The following is a 22,024-nucleotide window of genomic DNA, read 5'->3' as shown; positions in this document are numbered from 1 at the left end:
GTCGACTGTCTGAATTGCCTTGCCACACAGGCGAGTTGGTCTGCCCGATCCGACTGCCCTTCCGTCCCCGGAGGGTCCCCGGGAGGGCGGGCCCGGGCGATCAGCCGTTCGGCAGGATCACCGCACGCCCGTTGACCTTCCCGTGGTGCAGCAGCTCGTAGGCGAGCGGGGCCTCGTCGAGGGAGAAGGTCTCGGTGTGCACGGAGACGGCGCCGGCCCGGGCCAGCGCGAGCACCTCCGACAGCTCGCCCCGGCTGCCCCAGTACGGCGCGTGGACCGACACCTCGAAGGGCAGGTGGCCGAAACCCACCGGCAGCGTGCCGCCGCCGATGCCGACGATCGCCACCTCGCCCTCGACGGCCGCGACCGCGCCCGCGGTCGCCACCGTCGCCGGCGCGCCGACGAAGTCGAAGACGGCCTGTGCGCCGAGGCCGCCGGTGAGCGCGCGCACGGCGTCCGCCGCGGCGGCGTCCGACAGCACCGCGTCGTGCGCGCCCACCTCCCGGGCGAGCCGCAGCTTGTCCTCGTTCACGTCGAGCGCGATCACCCGTGCCGGGGTCAGCGCCCGCAGCAGCTGGATGGCGACGTGCCCGAGGCCGCCCGTGCCGATGACGACCGCCGCCGAGCCCGGCACCAGCCGGGGCAGGGCACGCTTGATCGCGTGGTACGGCGTGAGTCCCGCGTCGGTCAGCGGAACCGCCGCCACCGGGTCGAGACCGTCCAGGGGCACCAGGTGCCGGGGGTCGTCCACCAGCATGTATTCGGCCATCGCGCCCGGCGCGCCCAGTCCGGGCGGCCGGATGCCGAGCTCGTCGGCGCGCAGGCAGTAGTTCTCCTTGCCCTCCGCGCACTTGACGCACGTCCCGCAGCCCCAGGGCCCGTACACGGCGACCGCGTCGCCCTCGCGCACCCCGGTGACCCCCGCGCCCAGCGCGGCGACCGTGCCGACGCCCTCGTGGCCGAGGGTGAGCGGCAGTTCGTACGGGAAGCCCTCCGCGGGCCAGCTCATCACCGCTATGTCGGAGTGGCACACTCCGGCCGCCGTGACCTTCAACAGGGCCTGGCCCGGCCCGGGTTCGGGGTCGGGGACGGTGACGACCTCGGGCGGCGCGCCGATGGTGCGGTACTGAAGTGCCTTCATGACCTTGACTCCCTTCCGCGCTCAGACGGCCGTGTAGGCGCCGTCGACCAGGTGGTAGCTGCCGGCCACGAACGAGGCGCGGTCCGACAGCAGGAAGACGATCAGCTCGGCGACCTCCTCGGAGCGGCCCAGGCGGCCGGCCGGGTGCAGGCCCACCAGGCCGTCGTAGGCGGCCTGGTCCATCTCCCGCAGCAGGGGCGTCTCGATGAAGCCGGGGCCGACCGCGTTGACGCGGATGCCGCGCGCCGCGTACTCGGCGGCGGCCGACTTGGTCAGGCCCACCACGCCGTGCTTGGCGGCGACGTACGCGGGGGAGCCGGCGAAGGCCACCGAGCCGAGGATGGAGGCCACGTTCACGATCGCGCCGCCCTTGCCGCCGGCCTCGATGACGGGCAGCTCGTAGCGCATCGAGTAGAAGACGCCGTCGAGGTTGGTGCGTACGACACGGTCGTAGGCGTCGATGTCGTACTCGCCCGTCGGCGCGCTCGGGCCGCCGATGCCGGCGTTGTTCACGGCCAGGTCCAGGCCGCCGAAGGTGTCGACGGCGAACCGCACGGCCGCCTCGACGGAGGCGGGGCGGGTGACGTCCAGCTCGACGGCGGCGGCGGACAGGCCCTCGGCGGTCAGCTCGGCGGCGGCCTTCTCGGCGCCCTCCGCGTTGAAGTCGGCGATGACGACGTGGGCGCCGCCGGCGCCCAGGCGGCGGGCGGTGGCCAGACCGATGCCGGAGGCGGCGCCGGTGACCAGCGCGGTCCGGCCCGCGAACTCGGAGGCGTAGTCGGTGACGGGGGCGGTGACGGGGGCGGTGACGGGGGTGGTGCTCATGGTGCTTCTCACTCTTCGGTAGTGCCGGGGGAGCCCGCGGACGCGGCCTCCCCGATCAGGGCGTCGTAGGCCCGCTCCACCAGGGCGGCCAGGTCTGCGGCTCCCGAGTCGTGCTCCGCGCCGCGCGCCCAGAGGCGCAGCGCGGCGGTCAGGACGCCGGCGGCGGCGTCGACCACGACGGCAGGACGGACGTCCCGGACGTCGTCGGTGCCGAGCCGGTCGGCGAGGATGCGGATCGACTCCTCCTGGGCGTCGACGCGGATGCGTTCGTAGGCGGCGAACAGGGCCGGCTCGCGGTCCACCAGGGCGAGCAGCCGCCGCATGCGTGGCCGTACGTGCCAGGCCGGGTGCTCGCGGTCGGCCAGCCAGGCGCGCACCGCGCGGCGGTAGGCGAGCAGTGGGGGTTCGCCGGCGGGCCGGGCGCGCAGCAGCGCGTTGATGCGGTCGCCGTCGCCGCGCACGAAGTCGAGGGCGGCGTCCTCCTTGCCGGTGAAGTGCCGGCTGAAGGTGCGGCGTGTCACGTCCGCGCGCTCCGCGATCGCCTCCACCGTGGTGCCCGCCAGGCCGTGCTCCAGTATCAGGTCGATCGCCGCGGTGGCCAGGGCGTCCCGGGTCTGGCGCGCCTTGCGCTGCCGCCGGTCCTCGGGGGTGCCGGCGGCCGGTGCGGTCGTGGGCTCCGTTGCCTTCATGGCCCTGAGAGTACACCTTGATGTCCCCATGGGACATGAGTCCCTCCGAGACTTGTGTCCCATGGGGACATTGGTACGGCGGAGAGGGTGCGGGGCGGGGTGCGGGCAGGGGTGCGGGCCTCCCGGCGGACGGGTGCGCTCCGGGCGCTCACGCCCCGTGCGGCGGCGTCAGGACGGCGAGGGAGGCGTTGGCCTGACGCAGGGTCAGTTCCAGTGTGGCGGGGGTGTGCAGCGCGCCGGTGCCGTCCGGCGGTACGAGCCACTCCAGGGACCGGGCGGGCCGGTACGGCGGAGGCACCGCGATCCAGGAGCCGCGGCCCGCGTGCCGCACGCCGGCGCCGATCCACCGGCTGCCGGGCTCGGGCGGCAGGAAGAAGCCCACCCGGTGGGCGGCGGTGTCCACGAGGGTCGGCCCCGGGACCGGCAGCGACGGCTGCCACAGCAGGTCCAGGGTGAGCAGGCCCAGGTGGCCCGGGACGCTGAGCACGTCCCAGTAGCGCCCCGCCTCCAGCAGGACGATCCCGCTGCCCTGGTCCCAGTCCCGTTTGCAGGCCCTCGGGTCCCTCGCGGCGGCGGCGAGCCACTCCACGCCCCGCGCCCACATCGCATCGCTCATGTCCGGCTCCACAGCAGTTCCGCCCGGGGCCGGCGCACCAGGGCGCGCGGCACACCGTTCTCGGGCCGCCGTCGGCCGCACGCCGACTCGGCACCTGCATGCTGGTAGATATTTCTACGGGGCGGAAGGGGTGGCGGGTCCTGGCGTTTCGGGTGTTTCGTTCGGGTTCCGCGTCCTTGTTCGGCCGGGTCGGCGGGCAGCGTGGTGGAGGGTGGCCGGGCGGCGTGGTGGAGGGTGGCCGGGCGGCGCGGTGGCGGGTGGTCCGGTGTGCCCGCGGGGGCGATGGGTACCCGGCGACCGGCTCGGCGAGACGTCGAGGATCACGCTGGAAGGAGACTGGCATGGCCAGTGGCACCGAGACCGGCGACGTGACCGGCACGCGGGACAAGGACTACAACCTCATCTGGTACGTGGAGGCGTGTCTGAACAACGCGCTGCGCCTGGAGACCTACATCCAGGACGCCGAGCGCGACAAGGACACCGAGATCGCGGACCTGTTCCGCAAAGCCCAGGCGGACAGCCGCAAGGGCGCCGAACTGGGCAAGGACCTGCTGCGCGCCCGCCTGAGCGGCGGCTGACGCGCACAGGCCGAGGGGCCCGGCCGCCGTGAGGAGATCACGGCGGCCGGGCCCCGGGTCCGGCCGCGGAGGGCCGGTTCAGTGGTCGTTCTCCAGGTGCAGTTTCAGCAGGTCCACCCCGTAGTCCGCGCCGTTGGGCGTGCGGATGATGGTGTGGATGTGCTGCTGGGTGGGGGTTCCGCCGCCCATGCCGCCGCCGCCCGGGCCGCCGCTGGGCTGGCCGCTCGGCATGCCGGACGGCTGGCCGCTGGGGGCGCCACCGCCGCCGCCCATCTGGGCGTTCTCGCCGTAGGCCAGCGGGGACTGGGCGTCGTACTCGATGAGCACGACGGGGCTGTGCACCCGGTAGTAGAACGCGGAGGAGTCCTTGGTCTCGCCGATCCAGTAGAAGTACGTGTCGTCGAGGTGGTCCTCCACCTCCTTCAGCTTCACCGCGGCGTGCCCGTCGTCCATGTAGCCGACGTAGACAGCGACCAGGTCGAGCAGCTTCTGCCGCTGGGCGGAGGTGAACTCCTTGGCGGCGAGGCCCTGGTAGGCCAGCTTCAGGTTGTCCTGGCCGGCCCCGGCCACCATGTTGGTGCCGCCCTTCTCGTCGGCGGAGATCACCTTCTTCTGCTGCGCCGAGGTCAGGGAGCGCAGCATGGCCAGGCCGGCCGTGGTCTCCGGCTTGAAGAGGGTGATCTTCTCGCCGTTGTAGGTGGCCGAGGTCGGCTCGGAGCCCATGAAGGTCGGCGTCATGACGACCTGGTCGCCGAGGACGAAGTAGTTGATGGCCACGTGGTGGCCCTCGTACTGGAAGCCCCAGGGCTCGGTCGTCGACGGGGTGCCCATCACGGTGAAGAAGTAGTGGCCCTCGGTGAGGGTCTCCTTGCCTCCGCCGTTGTAGTCGCCCAGGAACGCGTTGAGCTTCATGATGTTGCGGGTCTGGGTGAGCCCCTTCGCCGACAGGGCGGCTCCCAGCAGCGCGTACCCGAGGTCGCGCTGCTTCTCGGTGAGGTCGCCCATGCGGACGCCCTTGCGCTCGTACCCGTCGACGTTGCTCCAGGCGAGCCATTCGTCGGCCTTGATGTCGAACAGGGTGGACCGCTGCTGCGTCTTCGACAGACCGTCGAGGAAGGCCTGCGCGGCCTTGACGAGCGCGTCCGTGGAGACGCCGGTGGAGTGGATGGAGCTCAGGTCCTCGACGACCTTGCCGTCGGTGGTGACGCCCACGAAGTCGGCGTACTTCACCTCACTCGCCCCCGGCCCCATGCCGCCCGGGCCTCCCGACGGCATGCCGCTCGGGGCGCCGGAGGCGGAGGCCGCGGTACCGGAGGACTCCGAGGAGCAGCCGGTCATCGTGGCCACCGCGGCGGCACCGCCGACGAGCAGCGCCTTGTTCATGAACCAGCGCCTGCTGCGCTCGGCTTCGGGGGTACGTGGTCTGTGTCCGTGCATGCGGTCCAACCTCCACGACGGACCTGAAGCGGACCTGTGAGCGCGTGGCGGCGCCCGTCACCCCCCTCCCGGACCGCCCTGCGGGACGGGCAGCGGGGCCTTGGCGCGTGCGGGCGGCCCGGGTTCGGGGGCCGGCGTCGGATGCGCGGGCCCGGATCGCGCGGGCGGCTCGGCCTGGCGCAGCTCGGCCAGCAACTCGTTGCGCCCCGCGAGCAGTTCGGTCAGGATGCGGCGGGCCGCGCGCAGCAGTTCGGCCACGTCGCCGCCGGCGAGCGCGTAGCTGACCGTCGAGCCCTCCCGGATCGACACCACGATCCCGGAGCGGCGCAACACCGCCAACTGCTGCGACAGGCTGGACGGTTCGATCTCGATCTCGGTGAGCAGGTCCCGCACGGCGACGGGGCCGCCCTGGAGCAGTTCGAGGACCCTGATGCGCACGGGGTGCCCGAGCATGCGGAAGAACTCGGCCTTGGCCTGGTAGAGGGGAACCTGCATGGTCGATCGCTCGCTCCCTGCCGCTTTCGGGTCCTGCGTCCTGCGTCCTGCGCTCTGCGGGTGGTGCGTCCTGCGTCCTGCGCTCTGCGGGTGGTGCGTCCTGCGGGTGGTGCGCCCTGTGGGGGTGTGCGTCCGGCGGGTGGTGCGTCCTGTGGGGGCGTGCGTCCGGCGAGTGGTGCGTCCTGTCGTGTGTCGTCGTCCCGCGTCCGTCACGATCCTGGCGATCGCGGGCCCCGCACGCCCCGGTGATGCACGGATGTGGATGTGCCGAGTTGCAGAAGTCCGCAACTCGCGGGCGTGCGAAGCCGTCGGCCGCCGGTCCGGCTACACCTCGAGCTGCGCCTCGATCCGCTTGAGCTGGTGCCGGGCCATGGCCAGGTTGGACCGGGCGCGGTCCAGGACGAGGTAGACGAACAGGCCGGTGCTCCGGCGGCTCCCGACCAGGCGGATGATGTGGTACTGGCTGCCGAGCGTGATGAGGATGTCCTCGATCTCTCCGGTCAGGCCGAGGTGCTCCATCGTGCGGACCTTCGCGCGGACCACGTCGGTGTTGCCCGCGGCGGCGATGGACAGGTCCAGGTCCTTGCCGCCGCCGAGCGTGCCCAGTGCCATACCGCTGGTGTAGTCCACGACCGCCGCGCCCAGCGCCCCCTCGATCGCGGTCATCATCTCCTTGAGGGAGATCTCCACATTCGCCACGGCGCTCCTCCTGCCGGTTGCGCGGGCCCGGGTTCCTCCGGCCCCGCTCGTGCCCGGAACGGTACGGAGCGGGTCGCCCGTGAGGGTGGCGGGTTCCGGAACTGGAGCAAGGATGTTCTAAAAGTGAAGATCCTTGTCGTTTTCTGACCGGTGGGCGGGGTGCGGCTGTGGGGGAGGAGGCCGCGGCGACCGACCAACTCGGCTCAGAAAGAGAGGAGTCGACGTCTCGGAGGAGGTGTGTGTCCGTCCGTCAGTCCATCAGGCCCGCGGCCGTCGTGGCGCCCAGTTCCCAGCAGGCCTCCAGGTCCGCCTTGCCGGGCTCCCCGGTGACCGTCACGGGCTCGGCGGCGCGCCGCCAGCCCAGGCCCGTCGTGACGGCCTCGATGCCACGGACCGCGCCCGTGACGTCGTTGCCGCCGTGCACGTAGTAGGCGAAGGGGCGGCCACGGGTGGTGTCGAGGCAGGGGTAGTACACCTGGTCGAAGAAATGCTTGAGGGCGCCCGACATGTAGCCGAGGTTGGCCGGGGTGCCGAGCAGGTAGCCGTCGGCGGCCAGGACGTCGGAGGCCGTCGCGGCCAGCGCGGCGCGGCGGACCACCCGGACGCCCTCGATCTCGGGGGCCGTCGCGCCGGAGACGACGGCCTCGAACATCGCCTGGCAGTTCGGGGAGGGCGTGTGATGGACGATCAGCAAGGTGGCCACGGCATCGAACCCTGCCCGCTCGGCGGGCCGGCCGCAAGCGCCGTCAGTCCCGCGTCAGTCCCGATGTCAGTCCCACAGGGGGTAGCTCATGACCCTGGAGAAACCCTCCGGCCGCGCCCCGGTGTACTCGAGGCTGATCCGCCCCCAGCGCTGCACCTGCGGATCCTTCGCCCAGGGCCTCGGCCGGTCGAGCCGTACGACGACCCGGTACGAGTGGAAGGTGCCCACGGCGCAGTACGGCTTGCAGTCGTTGACGACGTTGACCCCCGTGGCCCTGGCGGAGCGCGCGTGCCAGTGGTCCCACTTCAGACGGACCAGGCGGCTGTTGCCGTCGCCGCAGGCCAGGATGTACGCGTCGGGCCGCTTCTGCGGGTGCCAGAAGCAGTCCACCAGCACGGGGAGCGTGGTCTGGCGCGCGGCCGCCCGTTCCGCCCCGGAGGACGACGCGCCGGGCGCGGCCGACGCCGTGCCCATCGCCGCGGTGAGTCCCAGCGCGGCACAGAGCAGGGCCGCCGTCCTCGTGATGTGTCCGCGCATGTCCGCTCCAGCCCGTCGTCCGCCCGGTCAGGTCTCGACGCTACGACGATGCGCGGAACGGGGCCACTCGAACGGGTCAGCGCCGGGCGGGGGAGGGACCGGCGTCGGAGCGTGCGTGCCGCGGCCGTACCGGGCGGCCGCGGGCGCACGGCCGGATCCCGGCCGGCGGGCGCCAGGGGCCGGACGGGCCGACCCCCTCAGGTAGGGCGTGGCTCGGGCCGACCCCCTCAGGTAGGGCCTGGCTCGGGCCGACCCCCTCAGGTAGGGCCTGGCTCGGGACGGCCCGCTCAGGTAGGGCCTGGCTCGGGCCGACCCCCTCAGGTAGGGCCTGGCTCGGGACGGCCCGCTCAGGTACGGCGCGGCTCGGGACGGCCCGCTCAGGTAGGGCGTGGCTCGGGGCGGCCGAGACCGGCGACCTCGGCCAACGGCGTCCCGCACGCCCAGAGCCGGAGCCGGGCGCCGTCGATCAGGTACGTGTGTCCCTGGCGCGTGGCCCAGACCTCGTCCCGGTGCGTGAACGAGCCGCGGTGCACGACGAGCCGCAGCGGGGGCCCGGAGCGTGCGGGCCGGGACCGCGAGCGGCAGGAGCAGGCCGTCTCCTCGTCCGGCAGCGGCTCGGCCACCGGCCGGAACGCCACGTCGAGCAGCCGCCCCCGCCCGTCCCGCGCGGCCAGGTGCGGGGCGCTGTGCGCGGGGGGCGGCACCACCCGCCAGCCGTCCCGGCGCAGCATCCGCGCCACGGCGAGCACCAGCGCCGGCAGGTCCAGCTCGGCCAGTTCCTCGGCGCTGTAGTAGCCACGCCGCCTCCGGGCCGGCCGCCGGGAACGGCGCCCCACGACGACGGCCGCGCCGCCGAGCGCCCCGACGGCCAGGACCGGAACCCACACGCCGGCGGTGCGGCCCGCCAGCGCGAGCGCCGCGGTCGCCCCGCACACCACCAGGACCAGCACGGCCAGCCCGGGCAGCGCGTCGCGCAGCCGGGGGCCGTAGCGCCCCGCCGCCCGCAGTTCGCGCACGACCCGGCGCCGCCGGGCCCGCGACGACTCACCCGCCGGTGCTTCCCGTCCCCCGTGTCCCCCCAGGGCCGGCACCCCCCACCCCGTTCCGCACGACGTGTGGGGAAGTGATACCCGCGGGGCGACGCCGTGCCCGTGTCCGACGCCTTTCCGCCATGTCCTTGGCCGAAGAGCGTCCCCGGGAGGGGCCCGTCTCACAGGTCGTTGTCAGTGGTGGGTGCGAAACTGCCCGCCATGGACGAGGCTGACTTCATGCGGGGCCGGGTCTACGGCGCCGACCACGACGACGCGAGCCCCCGCCCGGACCGCGCGTACGCGCAACTGGTGGGCGGACCGCTCGACGGCCTGCTGCTGGACGTCACCGACCACGCCCCGGGTGACCGGCACGACCGGCACGAGGTGGCGCTGACGACGGAGATAGGCCGCTACGGCCCCGGCGGCCGCGCGTTGTACGTACGGCGCCCGGCGGACGGCCGCCGCTTCGACTGGCGGTGCGACGAGCCGGGCACCCGCTGACCCACTGCCCCGCCGACCGGCCGCCGCCCCCGGACGCGGCACCCCGCTGACCTGCCCCCGTCCCCCCATCCGTCCCCCCTCCCGTCCCCCCCTCCCGTCCCCCCCTCCCGTCCCCCCTCCCGTCCCCCCTCCCGTGCCCCCCATCCGTCCCCCACCTGGAGCCCTAGTGGTGCACCTCCCTCGTGCCGCGCGGAGCCTGGCGGCCGCCACCCGCCGCACCGCCCTCGCCCTCCTCGCCGCGTCGACGGCCTCCCCGCTGATCTCCTCGTCCACGGCCGCCGTCGCGCCCCGCGCCGGCGGGGGCCTCGACGACCCCGCGAAGAAGGAGACCGCCATGCGGCTGGTGTCGAGCGCGGAGAACTCCTCCCTCGACTGGAGGGCCCAGTACGCGTACGTCGAGGACATCGGCGACGGCCGGGGATACACGGCCGGCACCGTCGGCTTCTGCTCCGGCACCGGCGACATGCTGGAACTGGTCGAGCTCTACACGGACCGCGTGCCCGGCAACGTCCTCGCCCCGTACCTGCCCGCCCTGCGCGCGGTCGACGGCACCGACTCCCACGCGGGTCTCGACCCCCACTTCCCGGCGGACTGGCGCCGGGCCGCCCGGGACACCGCCTTCCAGCGGGCCCAGGACGACGAACGCGACCGCGTCTACTTCGACCCGGCGCTACGGCGTGCCACCGAGGACGGCCTGCGCGCCCTGGGCCAGTTCGTGTACTTCGACGCCCTCGTCATGCACGGCGACGGGGACGACGACGCCGGTTTCCGCGCCATCCGTGAGCGGGCCCTGGCCCGGGCGGAGCCGCCGGCCCGGGGCGGCGACGAGACGACGTACCTGGACGCCTTCCTCGACGCCCGGGTCCGGGCGATGCGACAGGAGGAGGCGCACAGCGACACCAGCCGGGTCGACACCGCGCAGCGCGTCTTCCTGCGCGCGGGCAACCTCGACCTCGAACCGCCCCTGGACTGGGCGGTGTACGGCGACAGCTACCACATCGGCTGACCGGCGCCCGGCCGCCCGCCCGGGTGCGCGGGCGGCCCCCACGCGGGCGCGCGCGGCCCGTACGCGTGCGCCGACGCGCCCGTGATGCTCGTGAGGCATAGGTGACCGGTTCGGGGGTAGGCGCGCGGCCATGAACGGGGTAATGAAGGCGGTCCGGATGGAACCAGTCCCGCCCGACGACAGGTCCTCGGGGCCCGACGCGGGCCCTGTCGAGACGACGCTGGCCCTCGACGGCGAGGACGGCTGTATCGCCGGGGCACGGCATCTGACGGGTGATTTCCTCACGCGCGTGCAGCGTGAGCACGGGGTGCCGGTCTCGGCGCGGACCCTGGACGTGGCGCAGTTGGTGGTGAGCGAGCTGGTCACCAACGCGCTCCGCCACGCTCCCGGGCCGGTCCTGCTGCACCTGCGCATCGACGGTGCCGCCGTGGAGATCGCGGTGTGGGACAGCGATCCGGGGCTGCCGGTGCCGCGCGGCGCGGACCCGACGCGGGTGGGCCAGCACGGCCTGGAGATCGTGATGGCCGTGTCCCAGGACGTCACCGTCGTGCGCGAACCGGTCGGCAAACGGATCGTCGCCCGCCTGGGCCTGCTCGACGGGCTGTGAGCGCACGGCCGGGCGAGGGGCTCGTCAGCGCGGCACGGGCCCCTCGGCGTCCACGACGCGGAGCGTGGCCCGGCCGAGGGCGAGCACCCCGTCGGACAGCGGCGTGCACCGCACCCCGCCCTTGCCGCGCAGGGCCCGCTGCGCCCCCGGGCCGACGGTGACGTCCATCCACGCGCAGGGCCGCGCCGGACGGTTCACGGCGAACGTCACGGCGCCGTGTGCTCCTTCGAGGACGATCGTCGAGCCGACGCAGGAGTCGATGTCGACGCCCCGCAGCAGGACGTTGCGGCGGGTGTGCCGCAGGTCGGTGGAGGGATTGATGTCCAGGGGGAGGTTCTCGGCGGCCATCAGGGTCACGGCCGCGTCCCGGTGCGCCGGGCGGCCGAAGTAGCGGTCGCCGACCAGTCCGAGACCGCCGCGGACCGGCGCCGACTCCACCAGCTCACCGCCCGGCCCGTCCGCCGGCCCGTCCGCGGGACGCCCCGACAGCCGGTGCACCGGCGACACCAGCAGCTGCACGACCTCCACCTCGATCACGGGTCCACCCTAGGCCGTCCCGCCCACCCCCGAGGACGGGGGACGGGGCGGGGGAGAGAGGGTGGGGGAGGGACGGAGGACGGGGACGCGGGCGGCGGCGGGCGGCGGTCGCCCGACTGCGCGACCCCCGCCCGTCCCCCGCCCGTCCGTCCCCCGCCCCCCGGGTCAGGGCAGCAAGGGGAGGGCGGCGCAGTTCGACGTGGCGGGCTTGCCCTTGAGCCGGTCGGCCAGCCAGGCGATGGCGTCGCCCTGGTCGGCGAGGAGCGGGGCGAAGTGGTTGAGCAGCGCCCGGCCGAGCGGCGGCAGCACGACGGGCTTGTACGTGACGTCGGCTCCCTTGGCGCACCAGTCGACGGCGAGTTCCCGCGCCTGCGCGTGCGGCACCAGGTCGTCGGTGGTGCCGGTGGCCACCCGCACCGGGGAGGCCGGTTCGAGCGTGCCGATCCGCTGGTCGGCCAGGAAGGCCTTCAGCGCCGGTTCCGCCTCGATGATGTCGCTGAGGGAGCTGCCGTCCGTGGTCCAGGCGCTGCTGTGGGCCGAGTTGTAGGAGAGCAGGGCGTCGCCCACGCACATCGTGGAGAGGTCCTTCAGCGCCGACTTGCCGTCCTCGCTCAGATGCGCCTCGGCGATGGGCCGGAGCGCGGGGTCGGTCTGGAGGAACCCGTTGACCGACCAGCCGAGCGCGCCGGCCAGGTCGCTGCCGTCGATCGCCTCCGTGACGGCGACCAGGTCCGCGGGCGTGGCACCCGCGTAGGTCCCGGCGAGCGGGACGTCGGGCGCGTACGAGGGCTGGAGCTCGGCGGCGGCCGCCGTGGCCCCGCCCCCCTGGCTGTAGCCGTACAGCGCGACCCGGGAGCCGTCCGTGAGGGACGTTCCGTCCAGGGCCCGGGCGGCCCGTACGGCGTCCAGCACGGCGTGCGCCTCGTCGACGCGGTTGACGTAGGTGTGCAGCCGGTCGGTCGCGCCCAGCCCGGCGTAGTCGGTGACCACGACCGCGATGCCCTGGGCCAGGAGCCGGTAGATCGCCAGGTTCTCGTAACCGATGGACAGCGTCTGCCCGTTGACCGTGAGCGGCTGTTCCAGGTTGAGGGAGGCGGCGCACTGGTCGCCCTGTCCCATGGTGCCGGGCGCGAGCGCGACCAGCGGCCGGGCCCCGCCGCCCTGCCAGGCGGCCGTCGGTTCGATGTAGGCGCCGGTGACGGCCACGGGCCCGCCGGTGGAGTCGGTGGACTTGTACATCAGCCGGGTCGCCGTGCCGGGGAGCGGACCGTCGACGCCCGGCAGGCTCAGGGCGAGGGGCAGCTCCTCGGTGCGGACGAGGGTGCCGTCGGCCGCCGGGAGGCGGTCGGGCGGGGTGTAGAACGCCGGGATGGTGACCCCGCGCGACACCACGGCGTCCGTCGGCCCGGCGGCGGCGGCCGGGACGGCCGTCGTGCCGATGCAGGCGGCCGCCGTGACGGCGGCGGCGAGCAGGCGGGTGGAAGCGGGCATGGCAGACCTCCTGGGGAGAAGGGGAGGCCGAGCCTTCCTCTGCGGCTCGGGTGGCTGACGGTCCGGTGAGGACGGACCGCTCGGCACGGAGCCCCGGTCGTCCACCGCTGCCCGTGCCGTTCGCTGAACGCGTGCTCTTAGACGAACTGTCAGGACGGTAGCCGGGGCGGGGTTACCGGGGGTACCCGTCGGTAGGTTACGGTTCAGTAATGTGCGGTGCGCCGGGTGCGCCCACGGGTGATCGAGTGGTCAGGGGGCCGCCGTCGGGCGTACGGTCGAACGGTGGCGGGTGCGCCGGCGGAGGTTCGCGCCGGCCGTCCCTCGTGGGCCCGCCCGATCGGACGACGCGTCATGAGCACTACTCCGCAGCCGACTTCGGCGACCCAGGCCTCCACCCGTCGCGCGGGCGGCGGCAACGCGATGGCCCTGCTGGTCATCGCCTCCTGCCAGCTCATGGTGGTCCTGGACATCACGGTCGTGAACATCGCGCTGCCGCACATCCAGCGCGACCTGGGCTTCTCCACCACCGGCCTGTCGTGGGTGGTCAGCGCCTACACCCTCGCCTTCGGCGGTCTGCTGCTGCTCGGCGGCCGGGCCGGCGACATCCTCGGCAGACGCCGCGTCTTCGTCCTCGGCGTCCTGGTGTTCGTCCTCGCCTCCCTGCTCGGCGGCCTCGCCCAGAGCCCCGGCCAACTCCTGGCCGCGCGTGCCCTCCAGGGGGCCGGCGGGGCCATCGCCTCACCGACCGCCCTCGCCCTGATCAGCACGACCTTCCGCGAGGGACCCGAACGCAACCGCGCCTTCGGGGTGTTCGCCGCGGTGTCGGCGGGCGGCGGTGCGATCGGCCTGCTCGCGGGCGGCATGCTCGTGGAGTGGCTGAACTGGCGCTGGGTCCTGTTCGTCAACGTCCCGATCGGCCTGCTCATCGTCCTCGCGACCCCCCGCTGGATCAGGGAGTCCGAACGCCACCCCGGCCACTTCGACCTCGCCGGGGCGACGACCTCCACCACGGGCATGGTCCTGCTGGTGTACGGCTTCATCCGGGCGGCGCAGGACGGCTGGAGCGACGCGCTGACGCTGGCCTCCTTCGCCGCGGCCGTCGTCCTCCTGACGCTGTTCCTCCTGGTCGAGAGGGGCTCCCGGCAGCCGATCACACCGCTGCGCATGTTCGCCGACCGCAACCGCGCGGGCACCTACGGCATCATGCTCTGCCTCGCCGCCGCGATGCTCGGCATGTTCTTCTTCCTCACGCTCTTCGTGCAGAACGTGCTGGACTTCAGCCCGTTGCAGGCCGGGCTCGCCTTCCTGCCGGTCAGCGCCCTCATCGCGACCGGCGCCGGAGTGGCCTCCCGCCTCCTGCCGACGTACGGGCCCAAGCCCTTCATGGTGGCCGGCGCGGTCCTCGCCGCGGCCGGCCTCGCCTGGCTGACGCAGACCGACGTCCACTCCACCTACGCGGGCAGCATCCTGGGCCCGATGCTCGTCTTCAGCGTGGGCATGGGCATGGAGTTCGTGTCCCTCACCCTGATGGCGCTCTCCGGCGTTCCCGCGCGGGAGAGCGGAGCGGCTTCCGGCCTGCTCAACGCCACCCAGCAGGTGGGCGGTTCACTCGGGCTGTCCATCCTGGTCACGGTGTTCGGCACGGCCTCCGCCCAGGAGGCGGAGCGGCAGGTCCCCGACTTCCTGGCGCGGGCGACCCCGGCCGAACGCCTGCGGTTCCGGCGCACCGGCGAACTCCCCGCGCCCTGGTCCGACGAGGTGCTCAGCGCGGGGGTCTCGGCGGCCTTCGTCACGGCGGCCGTCTTCGCGCTGCTCGCGGCGGTCGTCGCCGTCCTGGTCATCCGGGTCCGCCCCGCGGACCTGGAGCGCCTCAGGGGCGGAGCCGGACCCGGCGGCGGGGGATGAGAGCGACGGCGGCGGCCCCGTCGAAGGGGCCGCCGCCGGGAGGTGCCGGACGGCTCAGTCGTCCAGCGCGGTCAGTACGTCACCGAGGTCCACGAACTTGAAGTTGGTCGCGGTGCGGTCCGTGGCGTCGCCCGCGTCGTCGTGGCCGTCCTGGACGACGAGCAGACCGTCGGGGTACTTCGCCCCCAGCGGCGCGTCGAGCGCCGCCGCGCCGTCGCACTCCTCGGAACCGTCGGGGCCCGTCGCGGTGGCGGCGACGCGGAAGCCGCCCTCGTACTCACCCGCCTCGCCCGGTTCGCGGTCGTAGGCGGCGAAGGTGTTGTCCCCCTGGCTGGACGCCAGCAGGTATCCGTCCCCGTCGTCCTCGGTGATCAGCGTCAGGCCCTCGACGTCCGCGGTCAGCCGGGTGCCGCCGTAGCCCGGGTCGTCGCCGCTCACGCACTCCTCGGTGGCCTCGTCGTACGTGCCCTCGACGCCGTACTCGCGGACGGTGTCGAGGAGGCGGGGGGTGCCGGTGAGGGTGGCGGAGACGCGCCAGATGCCGACGTCCTCCTGCCCGGCGTAGAGCGTGCCGTTCGCCGGGTCGACGACCATGCCCTCGACCTGGGGCAGCTCGCCGGGCTCGGCGCACGGCGACCAGGACGTGCCGTCGGGCAGACGGAAGGACGAGGGCAGGTCCAGCGTGCGGACCGTGCGGTAGCCGACCTTGCCCCCGGCGGTCGCGGTGATCTCCAGCAGGGCGATCGTGGTGCGCTCGCGCTGGCTGACCAGCGCGTAGCTGCGGCCGGTCGACCGGTCGGTCCAGGTGGCGAGGCCGTACGCGGTGCGCTGCTCGTTGATCTCGGCCTGGTCCGCGGAGAAGACCGGCGCGGCGGCCGGGTCGGTGACGTCCGTGAGCGGGCCGCCGGCCGTGCCCGGGGCGATGCGGTAGAAGCGGAGGCGGTCGTTGCCGCGGTCGGTGGTCACCGCCAGGTCGGCCTTGCCGGTGGAGAGGCGGATCCCCTGCACCAGGTCGACGTTGTTGAAGCGGCCCGGCGCGTCCTCCGCCCCGGGCCCGGCCGGTGCGGCGACCGACTGCACGAGGCGCGCGTCGAGGTCGTAGACCCGCAGGCCGCCCTCCTTCGCGGTGGCGACGACGAGGGACTCCTCGGGCCGGGCGGCGTTGCGCCAGATCGCGGGATCGTCGGCGTCCGCGTTGCCGCCCTCCTCGTCGTCGAAGAGGGCCGCGGTCTCGACGCGGGGCGAGACGGCCGGCAGGACGTCGTCGTCCTCGGCGGACGCGGGCAGCGCGCAGGTGAGAGCGACCGACGCCGTGACGACCGATACCGCGAACGATCTCCAGAGAGGGCTGGCCACGTCGACTTCCTTCCGTAGCGGGCTTCGGTACCAAGCTGAGATGGCGTGCATGACAAGCAAGGTGATCTTGGTGGCCCGGGGGGACGCGGAGGCGGCGCGAGGGTGAAGACGAGGCGCCCGCGAGCGGAACAGCAGCCGATGGCCGGCCGGACGGACGGGCCGGACGGTCCTAGGTGCGGGAGTGTGCCAGCAGGTGGTCGACGGCCTCGGTGACGTCGGTCACCGTGTGGTGCGGCACGGCGAGCCCCTCGGGCCAGGGCCGGCCGGTGACCCAGATGGTCCTCAGGCCCGCTTCGTGCCCGCCCCGGATGTCGGCCTCCGGCTGGTCGCCGGTCATCCAGTCGTCGGCGGAGAGCTGTGTGCCGCAGCGCGCCGCGGCCAGCTCGAACAGACGCGGGTCGGGTTTGCGGACGTCGATGTCGCCGGAGGCCGCGATGCCGTCGACGAGGTCGGCGAGGCCGGTGGCGCGCACCTTCGCCCGCTGGATGTCGGAGGCCCCGTTCGTCGCGACGCCGACGCTCCAGCCGTTCTCCTTCAGACGGGACAGGCTGTGCAGGACGGCGGGACGGCAGGTGACGGCGGCGGCCATGCGGTCGACGTAGACCCGCCACAGGTGCTCGGCCGACTCGCCCAGCCCGAACAGGGCGCGCAGCCGGGCGAAGTCGCCCCGGTCCGCGTGGTCGGCGAGTTCGCACAGCAGCCACCGCTCGATCTCGGGTCCGTACCCGTGGTCGTGGCAGAGGTCGGCTATCGCGTCGGCGAAGGCGGACGTCCGGTCGACCAGGGTGCCGTCCAGGTCGAAGAGGGCGAGGCGCATGGACGTGACCCTACCCACGCGGTGGTCGGCCGCCCACCCCGGAGCCCACCCCGGAGCCCGCCGCGACCGGCCGCCGGCGTCGCGGCGCGGACGCCGGGCGGCCGGTGGGCGCCCTACGTGTTTGCCCGCGGACGGAGAGGCAAAGCGATGTCCATGACTGAACCGAACAGGCAACCGAACGAAGACACCGCATCGAAGCGGGTGACCGCGGACAAGGCCCGGCGGACCGCCGGCAAGGCGACCGCTCCCGCCTCACGGGCCGCCCAGAACGCGGCGGACAAGACCGGTGACGCCACGTCGGCGGTGGCGGGCAAGACCGGTGACGCCACGTCGGCGGTGGCGGGCAAGGCCGGTGACGCCACGTCGGCGGTGGCGTCCGCGGCCGGTCGTGCCGCGGAGGTGACGACGGGTGCCGCGCACAGCGCCGCCCGCGGAGTCGAGGCCGGCCGCCAGGCGATCATCGCGACCTCGGGGCAGGTCGCGGCCACGGCCAGGACGGCCTGGACCGTCATCGCCCACCGGAAGCTGGTCGCCGCCGGCGTGGGGGCCGGTCTGACGGCGCTGAGCGCCGCCTCCTACGCGGTGGGCCGCCGCTCCGGCCGCCCCGCGCAGGGACCGCTCACCCGGCTCACCGGTGGACGGATCTGACGGCTCGGCCCTCAACCCTCCAAGCCCTCCCTCCCGTCCCCGCTTCGTCGTCCCCGCCGCCGTCCTCGCAGGGCGGGAAGGGCCCGGAACCTCCGGACCGCGCCCTTCCCGCCCGCGGGCGGGAAGGGCGCGGGCCACGCCCGCGCCGGCGGCCGCGGTGCCACCCCGGCCAGGCGCCGATCGCCGTCACCGTCGGCGCGGTGAACCCGTCGTACCCGGGCACACGGCCCAGTGATCATCACCGAGGCCTTCGACGACGGGGAGGACGTACCACCGTGACCGCACCCACTCGCCCCTTGCCCCCTGTGCCGCCCGGGCCGTCCGGGCCGTCCGGTCTCCGTGCGCGTCCCGCGCGCCGTCGCCGTTTCGATCTGCGGTCGACGGCCTTCTTCTTCGCCTTCCTCGCCCTGCTCCTCACCCTCGGCGGGATGGCCGTCCGCACCGCGGCGGCCGCCTGGGAGCGGCACCCCGCCGGGGTGGCGGCCGTGCTCCTCCTGGTGGTGGCCGGCGTGGTCGCGGGGCGTCGCGGCCGGCGGCGGTGGTCGGCCCGCCGGCTCGTGCGGCGCACCACCGAGGCGCTGGAGGAGGCGGCCGAGACGGCGGCCGAGGCACTGGACGCCGCCCCGCCCGCCTCAGCCGCACCCGCCCCGCCCGCACCCGTCGCACCCGACCTCGTCGCGCCCGGTCCCGCAGCCCACGATCCCGTGCCGACGGCAGCCCCGCCGCCCGACCGGGACGAGGACGCGCCGCCCACCGCGCCCGTTCCCCCCGGCACCCCGCTCGCCTGGGGCGAGGAGCTGGACCCGGCCGAGTTCGAACAGGCGATAGCCGGCCTGTGCGCCCGCGACGGCTGCACGGACGTGGAGGTCGTCGGCGGGGCGGGCGACCTGGGCGCCGACGTCCTGGCGGTCGCGCCGGACGGGCGGACCGTCGTCATCCAGTGCAAGCGCTACGCCGACGGCCACAAGGTCGGATCGCAGGACCTCCAGCGCTTCGGCGGCACCTGCTTCACCGTCCACGCCGCCGATGTCGCCGTCGTCGTCACGACCAGCGACTTCACGGCACCCGCCGCCGAGTACGCCGAGCAGTGCGGCATCGTGTGCGTGGCCGCCGAGGACCTGGAGGGGTGGCGGTCCGGCACGGGGCCCAGGCCCTGGGAGGCGTGCCGCGCCGAGGGCTGAGCCGCACCCGGGCACGTCGTCGGCGTCGCCGGCCGTCCGCCCGCGCGCGTCACCCGCCGGGGACGTCCGTGATCGTCCTGGTTCGCTCACCGCCAAGTGGGCACTTGGCGGTGAGCGAACGCTGAACCCTGGAGGCTGCTGTGGCGGTGCGGCATCGACTGGTGAAGACGGACCCGGCAACGGTGTGGGCCGTCCTTGCGGACGGCCATCGGTACGCGGACTGGGTGGTGGGGACATCGGAGTCGTACCCCGTGCGCGGCGAATGGCCCCGCACGGGGGCGGCCATCCGGTACGAGATCCGGCTGGGCCCCCTGCGGCTCACCAACGAGACGGTCGTACGGCGCTGCGAGGAGGGCACCTGCCTCGAACTGGAGGCCCGGGCGGGTGCGCTCGGCACCGCCCGCATCGCCGTCGAACTGCGGCCCTGGGGCGAGCACTGCCTGGTGATCGTGGACGAGCACCCGTTGCAGGGAGCGGGTGGCGCGGTGCACAACGTGGCGGTGGAGGCGCTGATCCAGCTCCGTCACCGGGCCATGCTCGCCCGGCTGGCCAGGGTCTGCGAGGAGGAGGCCCGCGAGGGGGACGGCGGGCGGGGTGCCGGGCCGGCCGGGCGGGCCGCGGGCGGAGGCGGCGATGCCTGACGCCGTCGTGATCGGGGCCGGGCCGAACGGGCTGGTGGCGGCCAACCTGCTGGCCGACGCCGGCTGGAGCGTGGAGGTCCTGGAGGAACAGCCCGAGCCCGGGGGAGGGGTGCGCCACGACCGGGGCGTCGACCCGGACTTCGTCAACGACCTCTTCAGCTCCTTCTACCCGCTGGCCGCCGCCTCCCCGGTGCTGGCCGGGCTGCGCCTTCAGGACCACGGTCTGCGGTGGAGCCACGCGCCCCGCGTCCTGGCCCATCCGCTGCCCGACGGCCGGTGCGCGGTGCTGGACCGCCGGATCGACACCACCGCGGCCTCCCTCGACGCCTTCCACCCCGGCGACGGCGCCGCCTGGCGGGGCCTGCACGAGGTGTGGGAGCGCCTGCGCCCCGACATCCTCGACGCGCTGTTCACGCCGTTCCCGCCGCTGAAGGCGACGACGCGGCTCGCGCTGCGGCTGCGGGGAGCGGGCGGGCTGCGCCTCGCGCGGACGCTCGTCCTGCCGGTGCGGCGGATGGGCGACGAGGAGTTCGGCGGCGAGGGCGGCCGGCTCCTGCTCGCCGGCAGCGCGCTGCACGCCGACCTCGCGCCGGACGCCGCGGGCAGCGGAGGCTTCGGCTGGCTGATGGCCATGCTCGGCCAGACGTACGGGTTCCCGGTGCCGGTCGGCGGCGCGGGCGCGCTCACCGCGGCCCTCGTGCACCGGCTGCGCGCACGCGGGGGCGTCCTGCGCTGCGGGCGGCGGGTGGGCCGGATCCTCGTCCGGGACGGCCGGGCCGTGGGCGTGCGCACCGCCGACGGCGACACGGTGGCCGCGCGGCGCGCCGTGCTCGCGGACGTGTCCGTCCCCGCCCTCTACGGCGAACTCCTCGAACCCGAGCACCTGCCCTCCCAGCTGCTGGCGGACCTGCGGCGGTTCCAGTGGGACTTCGCCACGTTCAAGGTCGACTGGGCCCTGGACGGTCCCGTGCCCTGGCGGGCGGAGCGGGCCGCGCAGGCCGGCACGGTCCATCTGGCCGACGGCCTCGACGAGCTCACCCGCTTCGCCGCCCAGATCGCCATGGCCCAGGTGCCCGACCGTCCGTTCTCGCTGTTCGGGCAGATGACGACGTCGGACGCCTCCCGCTCCCCGCGCGGCACGGAATCGGCCTGGGCGTACACCCACGTGCCCCACCGCATCAGGTCCGACGCCGGGGACGAGGGCCTCACCGGCACCTGGGACGACCACGAGCGGAACGTGATGGCCGACCGCGTGGAACGCCAGGTCGAACGGTTCGCGCCGGGGTTCCGGTCACTGGTCCGGGCCCGCCGCGTCCTGGCCCCGCCCACCCTCCAGGAACTGGACGCCAACCTCTGGGGCGGAGCCATCAACGGCGGCACCACCGCGCTCCACCAGCAGCTCGTCTTCCGCCCGGTGCCCGGCACCGGACGCCCCGAGACGCCGGTGCGCGGGCTGTTCCTCGCCTCCGCGGGCGCCCATCCGGGCGGGGGCGTGCACGGGGCCCCCGGCGCCAACGCCGCCCGCGCGGCGCTGCGGCGGCACCGGGCCCCGGGCCTGAGCCGGATGCAACGCGTCCTCGCCCGGCGCGACCGCGTCGGCGACGAGCCGGACCCCGGCCGCACACCCCCCGCACCCCCCGCCCCCTGAGCCCCGCGGGCGCGCCCCCGCGGGGACCGATCGGAGCAAGCCGTGGCAGCAGACAGCCCTCTCCGCAACCGCACCGTCGTCGTGACGGGGGCCGCCCGCGGCCTCGGCGCGGCCCAGGCCCACGCCCTCGCCCGGCGCGGAGCCCGACTGGCCCTGATCGGCCACGAGGGAACGGCGCTGGAGGCCGTCGCCGCAGCGCTGCCCGCCCCGGCCCTGGCCGTCGAGGCCGACATCACCGACGAGGAGGCCCTCGGGCGGGCGGCCGGCACGGTCCGCGAGCGCCTCGGCCCGCCGTCGGCCGTCGTCGCGAACGCCGGCATCGCCGAAGGCGGCCCCTTCGCCACGGCCGACATGGCCTCCTGGCGCCGGGTCGTCGACGTGAACCTCGTCGGCAGCGCCCTGACGGCCCGCACCTTCCTGCCCGACCTCCTGCGCACGGAGGGCTACTTCCTCCAGGTCGCCTCACTCGCGTCCATCGGCGCCGCCCCCATGATGAGCGCCTACTGCGCCTCCAAGGCCGGGGTGGAGGCCTTCGCCCACTCCCTGCGGGCGGAGGTGGCCCACCACGGGGTGGCGGTGGGCATCGCCTACCTGAACTGGACCGACACCGACATGATCCGGGACGCCGACCGGTACGTGGTGCTGCGCGAGCTGCGCGCGAACATGCCGCCGCCCGCCCGGCGCGTCCACCCGGCCGAGGCCGTCGCGGAGCGCCTGGCCCGTACGGTGGAGCGGCGCCGCACCGCCGTCTACGTGCCCGCCTGGCTACGGCTGGCCCAGGTCACCCGGGCCGCCCTGCCACCCCTGGTACTTCGCCGGTGCCGGCGCGCGCTGCCCCGGCTGGAGGCCGAGGAGCCCTTCCGCCCGACGGGCCCGCTCGGCGCGGGCGGCCGGGCCGACAGCGATGCCGCGCACTGAGCGGCCCCGCCGGCCCC

At 74.8% G+C, this 22,024-nt stretch carries 24 protein-coding genes; 10 read left to right on the top strand and 14 right to left on the bottom strand.

Annotated features, from left to right (window positions below; genetic code table 11):
• Positions 1–100: 100 nt before the first annotated feature.
• The 4 genes from ACFYWQ_RS38085 to ACFYWQ_RS38070 form a co-directional block, all read right to left on the bottom strand.
• A complete protein-coding gene (locus ACFYWQ_RS38085; RefSeq protein ID WP_389523583.1) occupies positions 101–1,141 on the bottom strand; it encodes an NAD(P)-dependent alcohol dehydrogenase in 1,041 nt (346 codons plus the stop codon).
• A 21-nt stretch (positions 1,142–1,162) separates the two neighbouring features.
• Positions 1,163–1,966, bottom strand: coding sequence for an SDR family NAD(P)-dependent oxidoreductase (locus ACFYWQ_RS38080; RefSeq protein ID WP_389523580.1), 804 nt, complete (start codon positions 1,964–1,966; stop codon positions 1,163–1,165).
• A gap of 8 nt (positions 1,967–1,974) precedes the next feature.
• Positions 1,975–2,655 (bottom strand): TetR/AcrR family transcriptional regulator, encoded by a 681-nt coding sequence (locus ACFYWQ_RS38075; RefSeq protein WP_389523577.1) that lies wholly within the window; start codon positions 2,653–2,655, stop codon positions 1,975–1,977.
• Positions 2,656–2,803: 148 nt separating this feature from the next.
• On the bottom strand, positions 2,804–3,271 hold the full coding sequence (locus ACFYWQ_RS38070) for a hypothetical protein (RefSeq protein WP_389523574.1): 468 nt from the start codon (positions 3,269–3,271) through the stop codon (positions 2,804–2,806).
• 341 nt (positions 3,272–3,612) lie between these two features.
• On the opposite strand from ACFYWQ_RS38070, the gene ACFYWQ_RS38065 reads away from it, so the two are divergent.
• Positions 3,613–3,849, top strand: a complete 237-nt coding sequence (locus ACFYWQ_RS38065; protein WP_389523572.1) for a hypothetical protein — start codon at positions 3,613–3,615, stop codon at positions 3,847–3,849.
• 78 nt (positions 3,850–3,927) lie between these two features.
• Here the strand turns inward: ACFYWQ_RS38065 and ACFYWQ_RS38060 are convergent, their stop codons facing one another.
• From ACFYWQ_RS38060 to ACFYWQ_RS38035, 6 genes are all read right to left on the bottom strand, one after another.
• The gene (locus ACFYWQ_RS38060) at positions 3,928–5,286 is read right to left on the bottom strand and encodes a DUF3500 domain-containing protein (protein WP_389523570.1); all 1,359 of its coding nucleotides are present in this window, start codon (positions 5,284–5,286) and stop codon (positions 3,928–3,930) included.
• A 57-nt stretch (positions 5,287–5,343) separates the two neighbouring features.
• Complete coding sequence (locus tag ACFYWQ_RS38055; protein WP_389523567.1) at positions 5,344–5,781, bottom strand: ArsR/SmtB family transcription factor; 438 nt, start codon at positions 5,779–5,781, stop codon at positions 5,344–5,346.
• Between the two features lie 324 nt (positions 5,782–6,105).
• Complete coding sequence (locus ACFYWQ_RS38050) at positions 6,106–6,480, bottom strand: hypothetical protein (RefSeq protein ID WP_389523565.1); 375 nt, start codon at positions 6,478–6,480, stop codon at positions 6,106–6,108.
• Between the two features lie 250 nt (positions 6,481–6,730).
• Positions 6,731–7,183: a flavodoxin family protein gene (locus ACFYWQ_RS38045; RefSeq protein WP_389523562.1), complete on the bottom strand. Its 453-nt coding sequence runs from the start codon at positions 7,181–7,183 to the stop codon at positions 6,731–6,733.
• A gap of 66 nt (positions 7,184–7,249) precedes the next feature.
• Positions 7,250–7,720: a hypothetical protein gene (locus ACFYWQ_RS38040; RefSeq protein ID WP_389523559.1), complete on the bottom strand. Its 471-nt coding sequence runs from the start codon at positions 7,718–7,720 to the stop codon at positions 7,250–7,252.
• A 377-nt stretch (positions 7,721–8,097) separates the two neighbouring features.
• The gene (locus ACFYWQ_RS38035; RefSeq protein ID WP_389523556.1) at positions 8,098–8,736 is read right to left on the bottom strand and encodes a hypothetical protein; all 639 of its coding nucleotides are present in this window, start codon (positions 8,734–8,736) and stop codon (positions 8,098–8,100) included.
• 234 nt (positions 8,737–8,970) lie between these two features.
• Between ACFYWQ_RS38035 and ACFYWQ_RS38030 the strand changes: the two genes are divergently transcribed.
• From ACFYWQ_RS38030 to ACFYWQ_RS38020, 3 genes are all read left to right on the top strand, one after another.
• Positions 8,971–9,252, top strand: a complete 282-nt coding sequence (locus ACFYWQ_RS38030) for a hypothetical protein (RefSeq protein WP_389523553.1) — start codon at positions 8,971–8,973, stop codon at positions 9,250–9,252.
• 166 nt (positions 9,253–9,418) lie between these two features.
• Complete coding sequence (locus ACFYWQ_RS38025; protein WP_389523551.1) at positions 9,419–10,258, top strand: chitosanase; 840 nt, start codon at positions 9,419–9,421, stop codon at positions 10,256–10,258.
• Between the two features lie 157 nt (positions 10,259–10,415).
• The gene (locus tag ACFYWQ_RS38020) at positions 10,416–10,865 is read left to right on the top strand and encodes an ATP-binding protein (protein ID WP_389523548.1); all 450 of its coding nucleotides are present in this window, start codon (positions 10,416–10,418) and stop codon (positions 10,863–10,865) included.
• A gap of 24 nt (positions 10,866–10,889) precedes the next feature.
• Here the strand turns inward: ACFYWQ_RS38020 and ACFYWQ_RS38015 are convergent, their stop codons facing one another.
• Both ACFYWQ_RS38015 and ACFYWQ_RS38010 read right to left on the bottom strand, forming a co-directional pair.
• Complete coding sequence (locus tag ACFYWQ_RS38015; RefSeq protein WP_389523545.1) at positions 10,890–11,402, bottom strand: molybdenum cofactor biosysynthesis protein; 513 nt, start codon at positions 11,400–11,402, stop codon at positions 10,890–10,892.
• 165 nt (positions 11,403–11,567) lie between these two features.
• On the bottom strand, positions 11,568–12,893 hold the full coding sequence (locus tag ACFYWQ_RS38010) for an alpha/beta fold hydrolase (RefSeq protein ID WP_389523543.1): 1,326 nt from the start codon (positions 12,891–12,893) through the stop codon (positions 11,568–11,570).
• 420 nt (positions 12,894–13,313) lie between these two features.
• On the opposite strand from ACFYWQ_RS38010, the gene ACFYWQ_RS38005 reads away from it, so the two are divergent.
• On the top strand, positions 13,314–14,798 hold the full coding sequence (locus ACFYWQ_RS38005; RefSeq protein ID WP_389523734.1) for an MFS transporter: 1,485 nt from the start codon (positions 13,314–13,316) through the stop codon (positions 14,796–14,798).
• Between the two features lie 54 nt (positions 14,799–14,852).
• Here the strand turns inward: ACFYWQ_RS38005 and ACFYWQ_RS38000 are convergent, their stop codons facing one another.
• Both ACFYWQ_RS38000 and ACFYWQ_RS37995 read right to left on the bottom strand, forming a co-directional pair.
• A complete protein-coding gene (locus tag ACFYWQ_RS38000) occupies positions 14,853–16,154 on the bottom strand; it encodes a phytase (RefSeq protein WP_389523539.1) in 1,302 nt (433 codons plus the stop codon).
• 169 nt (positions 16,155–16,323) lie between these two features.
• The gene (locus ACFYWQ_RS37995) at positions 16,324–16,971 is read right to left on the bottom strand and encodes an HAD family hydrolase (protein ID WP_389523536.1); all 648 of its coding nucleotides are present in this window, start codon (positions 16,969–16,971) and stop codon (positions 16,324–16,326) included.
• Between the two features lie 147 nt (positions 16,972–17,118).
• Between ACFYWQ_RS37995 and ACFYWQ_RS37990 the strand changes: the two genes are divergently transcribed.
• From ACFYWQ_RS37990 to ACFYWQ_RS37970, 5 genes are all read left to right on the top strand, one after another.
• On the top strand, positions 17,119–17,619 hold the full coding sequence (locus ACFYWQ_RS37990; protein WP_389523534.1) for a hypothetical protein: 501 nt from the start codon (positions 17,119–17,121) through the stop codon (positions 17,617–17,619).
• Positions 17,620–17,894: 275 nt separating this feature from the next.
• The gene (locus tag ACFYWQ_RS37985) at positions 17,895–18,800 is read left to right on the top strand and encodes a restriction endonuclease (RefSeq protein WP_389523531.1); all 906 of its coding nucleotides are present in this window, start codon (positions 17,895–17,897) and stop codon (positions 18,798–18,800) included.
• Positions 18,801–18,940: 140 nt separating this feature from the next.
• Positions 18,941–19,441: an SRPBCC family protein gene (locus tag ACFYWQ_RS37980; protein WP_389523527.1), complete on the top strand. Its 501-nt coding sequence runs from the start codon at positions 18,941–18,943 to the stop codon at positions 19,439–19,441.
• Positions 19,434–21,089, top strand: a complete 1,656-nt coding sequence (locus tag ACFYWQ_RS37975; protein ID WP_389523525.1) for a phytoene desaturase family protein — start codon at positions 19,434–19,436, stop codon at positions 21,087–21,089. Before ACFYWQ_RS37980 ends, ACFYWQ_RS37975 begins: the two co-directional genes overlap by 8 nt.
• 42 nt (positions 21,090–21,131) lie before the next feature.
• Positions 21,132–22,007 carry an SDR family oxidoreductase gene (locus tag ACFYWQ_RS37970; protein ID WP_389523523.1) on the top strand — a complete coding sequence of 292 codons (876 nt, stop codon included), beginning with the start codon at positions 21,132–21,134 and terminating at the stop codon, positions 22,005–22,007.
• Positions 22,008–22,024 lie beyond the last annotated feature (17 nt).

Origin of the sequence: Streptomyces sp. NPDC003247, assembly GCF_042888135.1 — a bacterium.
Classification (GTDB): domain Bacteria; phylum Actinomycetota; class Actinomycetes; order Streptomycetales; family Streptomycetaceae; genus Streptomyces.
Note: the sequence above shows the minus strand (reverse complement) of the source record. Positions and strands in the feature narration are given on the sequence as shown.

Bases quoted from the DNA above. Each gene is read 5' to 3' on its own strand.
- ACFYWQ_RS38070 (WP_389523574.1), bottom strand. From the start codon at position 3,271: ATGAGCGATGCGATGTGGGCGCGGGGCGTGGAGTGGCTCGCCGCCGCC.
- ACFYWQ_RS38010 (WP_389523543.1), bottom strand. From the start codon at position 12,893: ATGCCCGCTTCCACCCGCCTGCTCGCCGCCGCCGTCACGGCGGCCGCC.
- ACFYWQ_RS37975 (WP_389523525.1), top strand. From the start codon at position 19,434: ATGCCTGACGCCGTCGTGATCGGGGCCGGGCCGAACGGGCTGGTGGCG.
- ACFYWQ_RS38075 (WP_389523577.1), bottom strand. From the start codon at position 2,655: ATGAAGGCAACGGAGCCCACGACCGCACCGGCCGCCGGCACCCCCGAG.
- ACFYWQ_RS38065 (WP_389523572.1), top strand. From the start codon at position 3,613: ATGGCCAGTGGCACCGAGACCGGCGACGTGACCGGCACGCGGGACAAG.
- ACFYWQ_RS38030 (WP_389523553.1), top strand. From the start codon at position 8,971: ATGGACGAGGCTGACTTCATGCGGGGCCGGGTCTACGGCGCCGACCAC.
- ACFYWQ_RS37995 (WP_389523536.1), bottom strand. From the start codon at position 16,971: ATGCGCCTCGCCCTCTTCGACCTGGACGGCACCCTGGTCGACCGGACG.
- ACFYWQ_RS38005 (WP_389523734.1), top strand. From the start codon at position 13,314: ATGGCCCTGCTGGTCATCGCCTCCTGCCAGCTCATGGTGGTCCTGGAC.
- ACFYWQ_RS38020 (WP_389523548.1), top strand. From the start codon at position 10,416: ATGGAACCAGTCCCGCCCGACGACAGGTCCTCGGGGCCCGACGCGGGC.
- ACFYWQ_RS38085 (WP_389523583.1), bottom strand. From the start codon at position 1,141: ATGAAGGCACTTCAGTACCGCACCATCGGCGCGCCGCCCGAGGTCGTC.
- ACFYWQ_RS38055 (WP_389523567.1), bottom strand. From the start codon at position 5,781: ATGCAGGTTCCCCTCTACCAGGCCAAGGCCGAGTTCTTCCGCATGCTC.
- ACFYWQ_RS37990 (WP_389523534.1), top strand. From the start codon at position 17,119: ATGTCCATGACTGAACCGAACAGGCAACCGAACGAAGACACCGCATCG.
- ACFYWQ_RS38080 (WP_389523580.1), bottom strand. From the start codon at position 1,966: ATGAGCACCACCCCCGTCACCGCCCCCGTCACCGCCCCCGTCACCGAC.
- ACFYWQ_RS38040 (WP_389523559.1), bottom strand. From the start codon at position 7,720: ATGCGCGGACACATCACGAGGACGGCGGCCCTGCTCTGTGCCGCGCTG.
- ACFYWQ_RS38060 (WP_389523570.1), bottom strand. From the start codon at position 5,286: ATGCACGGACACAGACCACGTACCCCCGAAGCCGAGCGCAGCAGGCGC.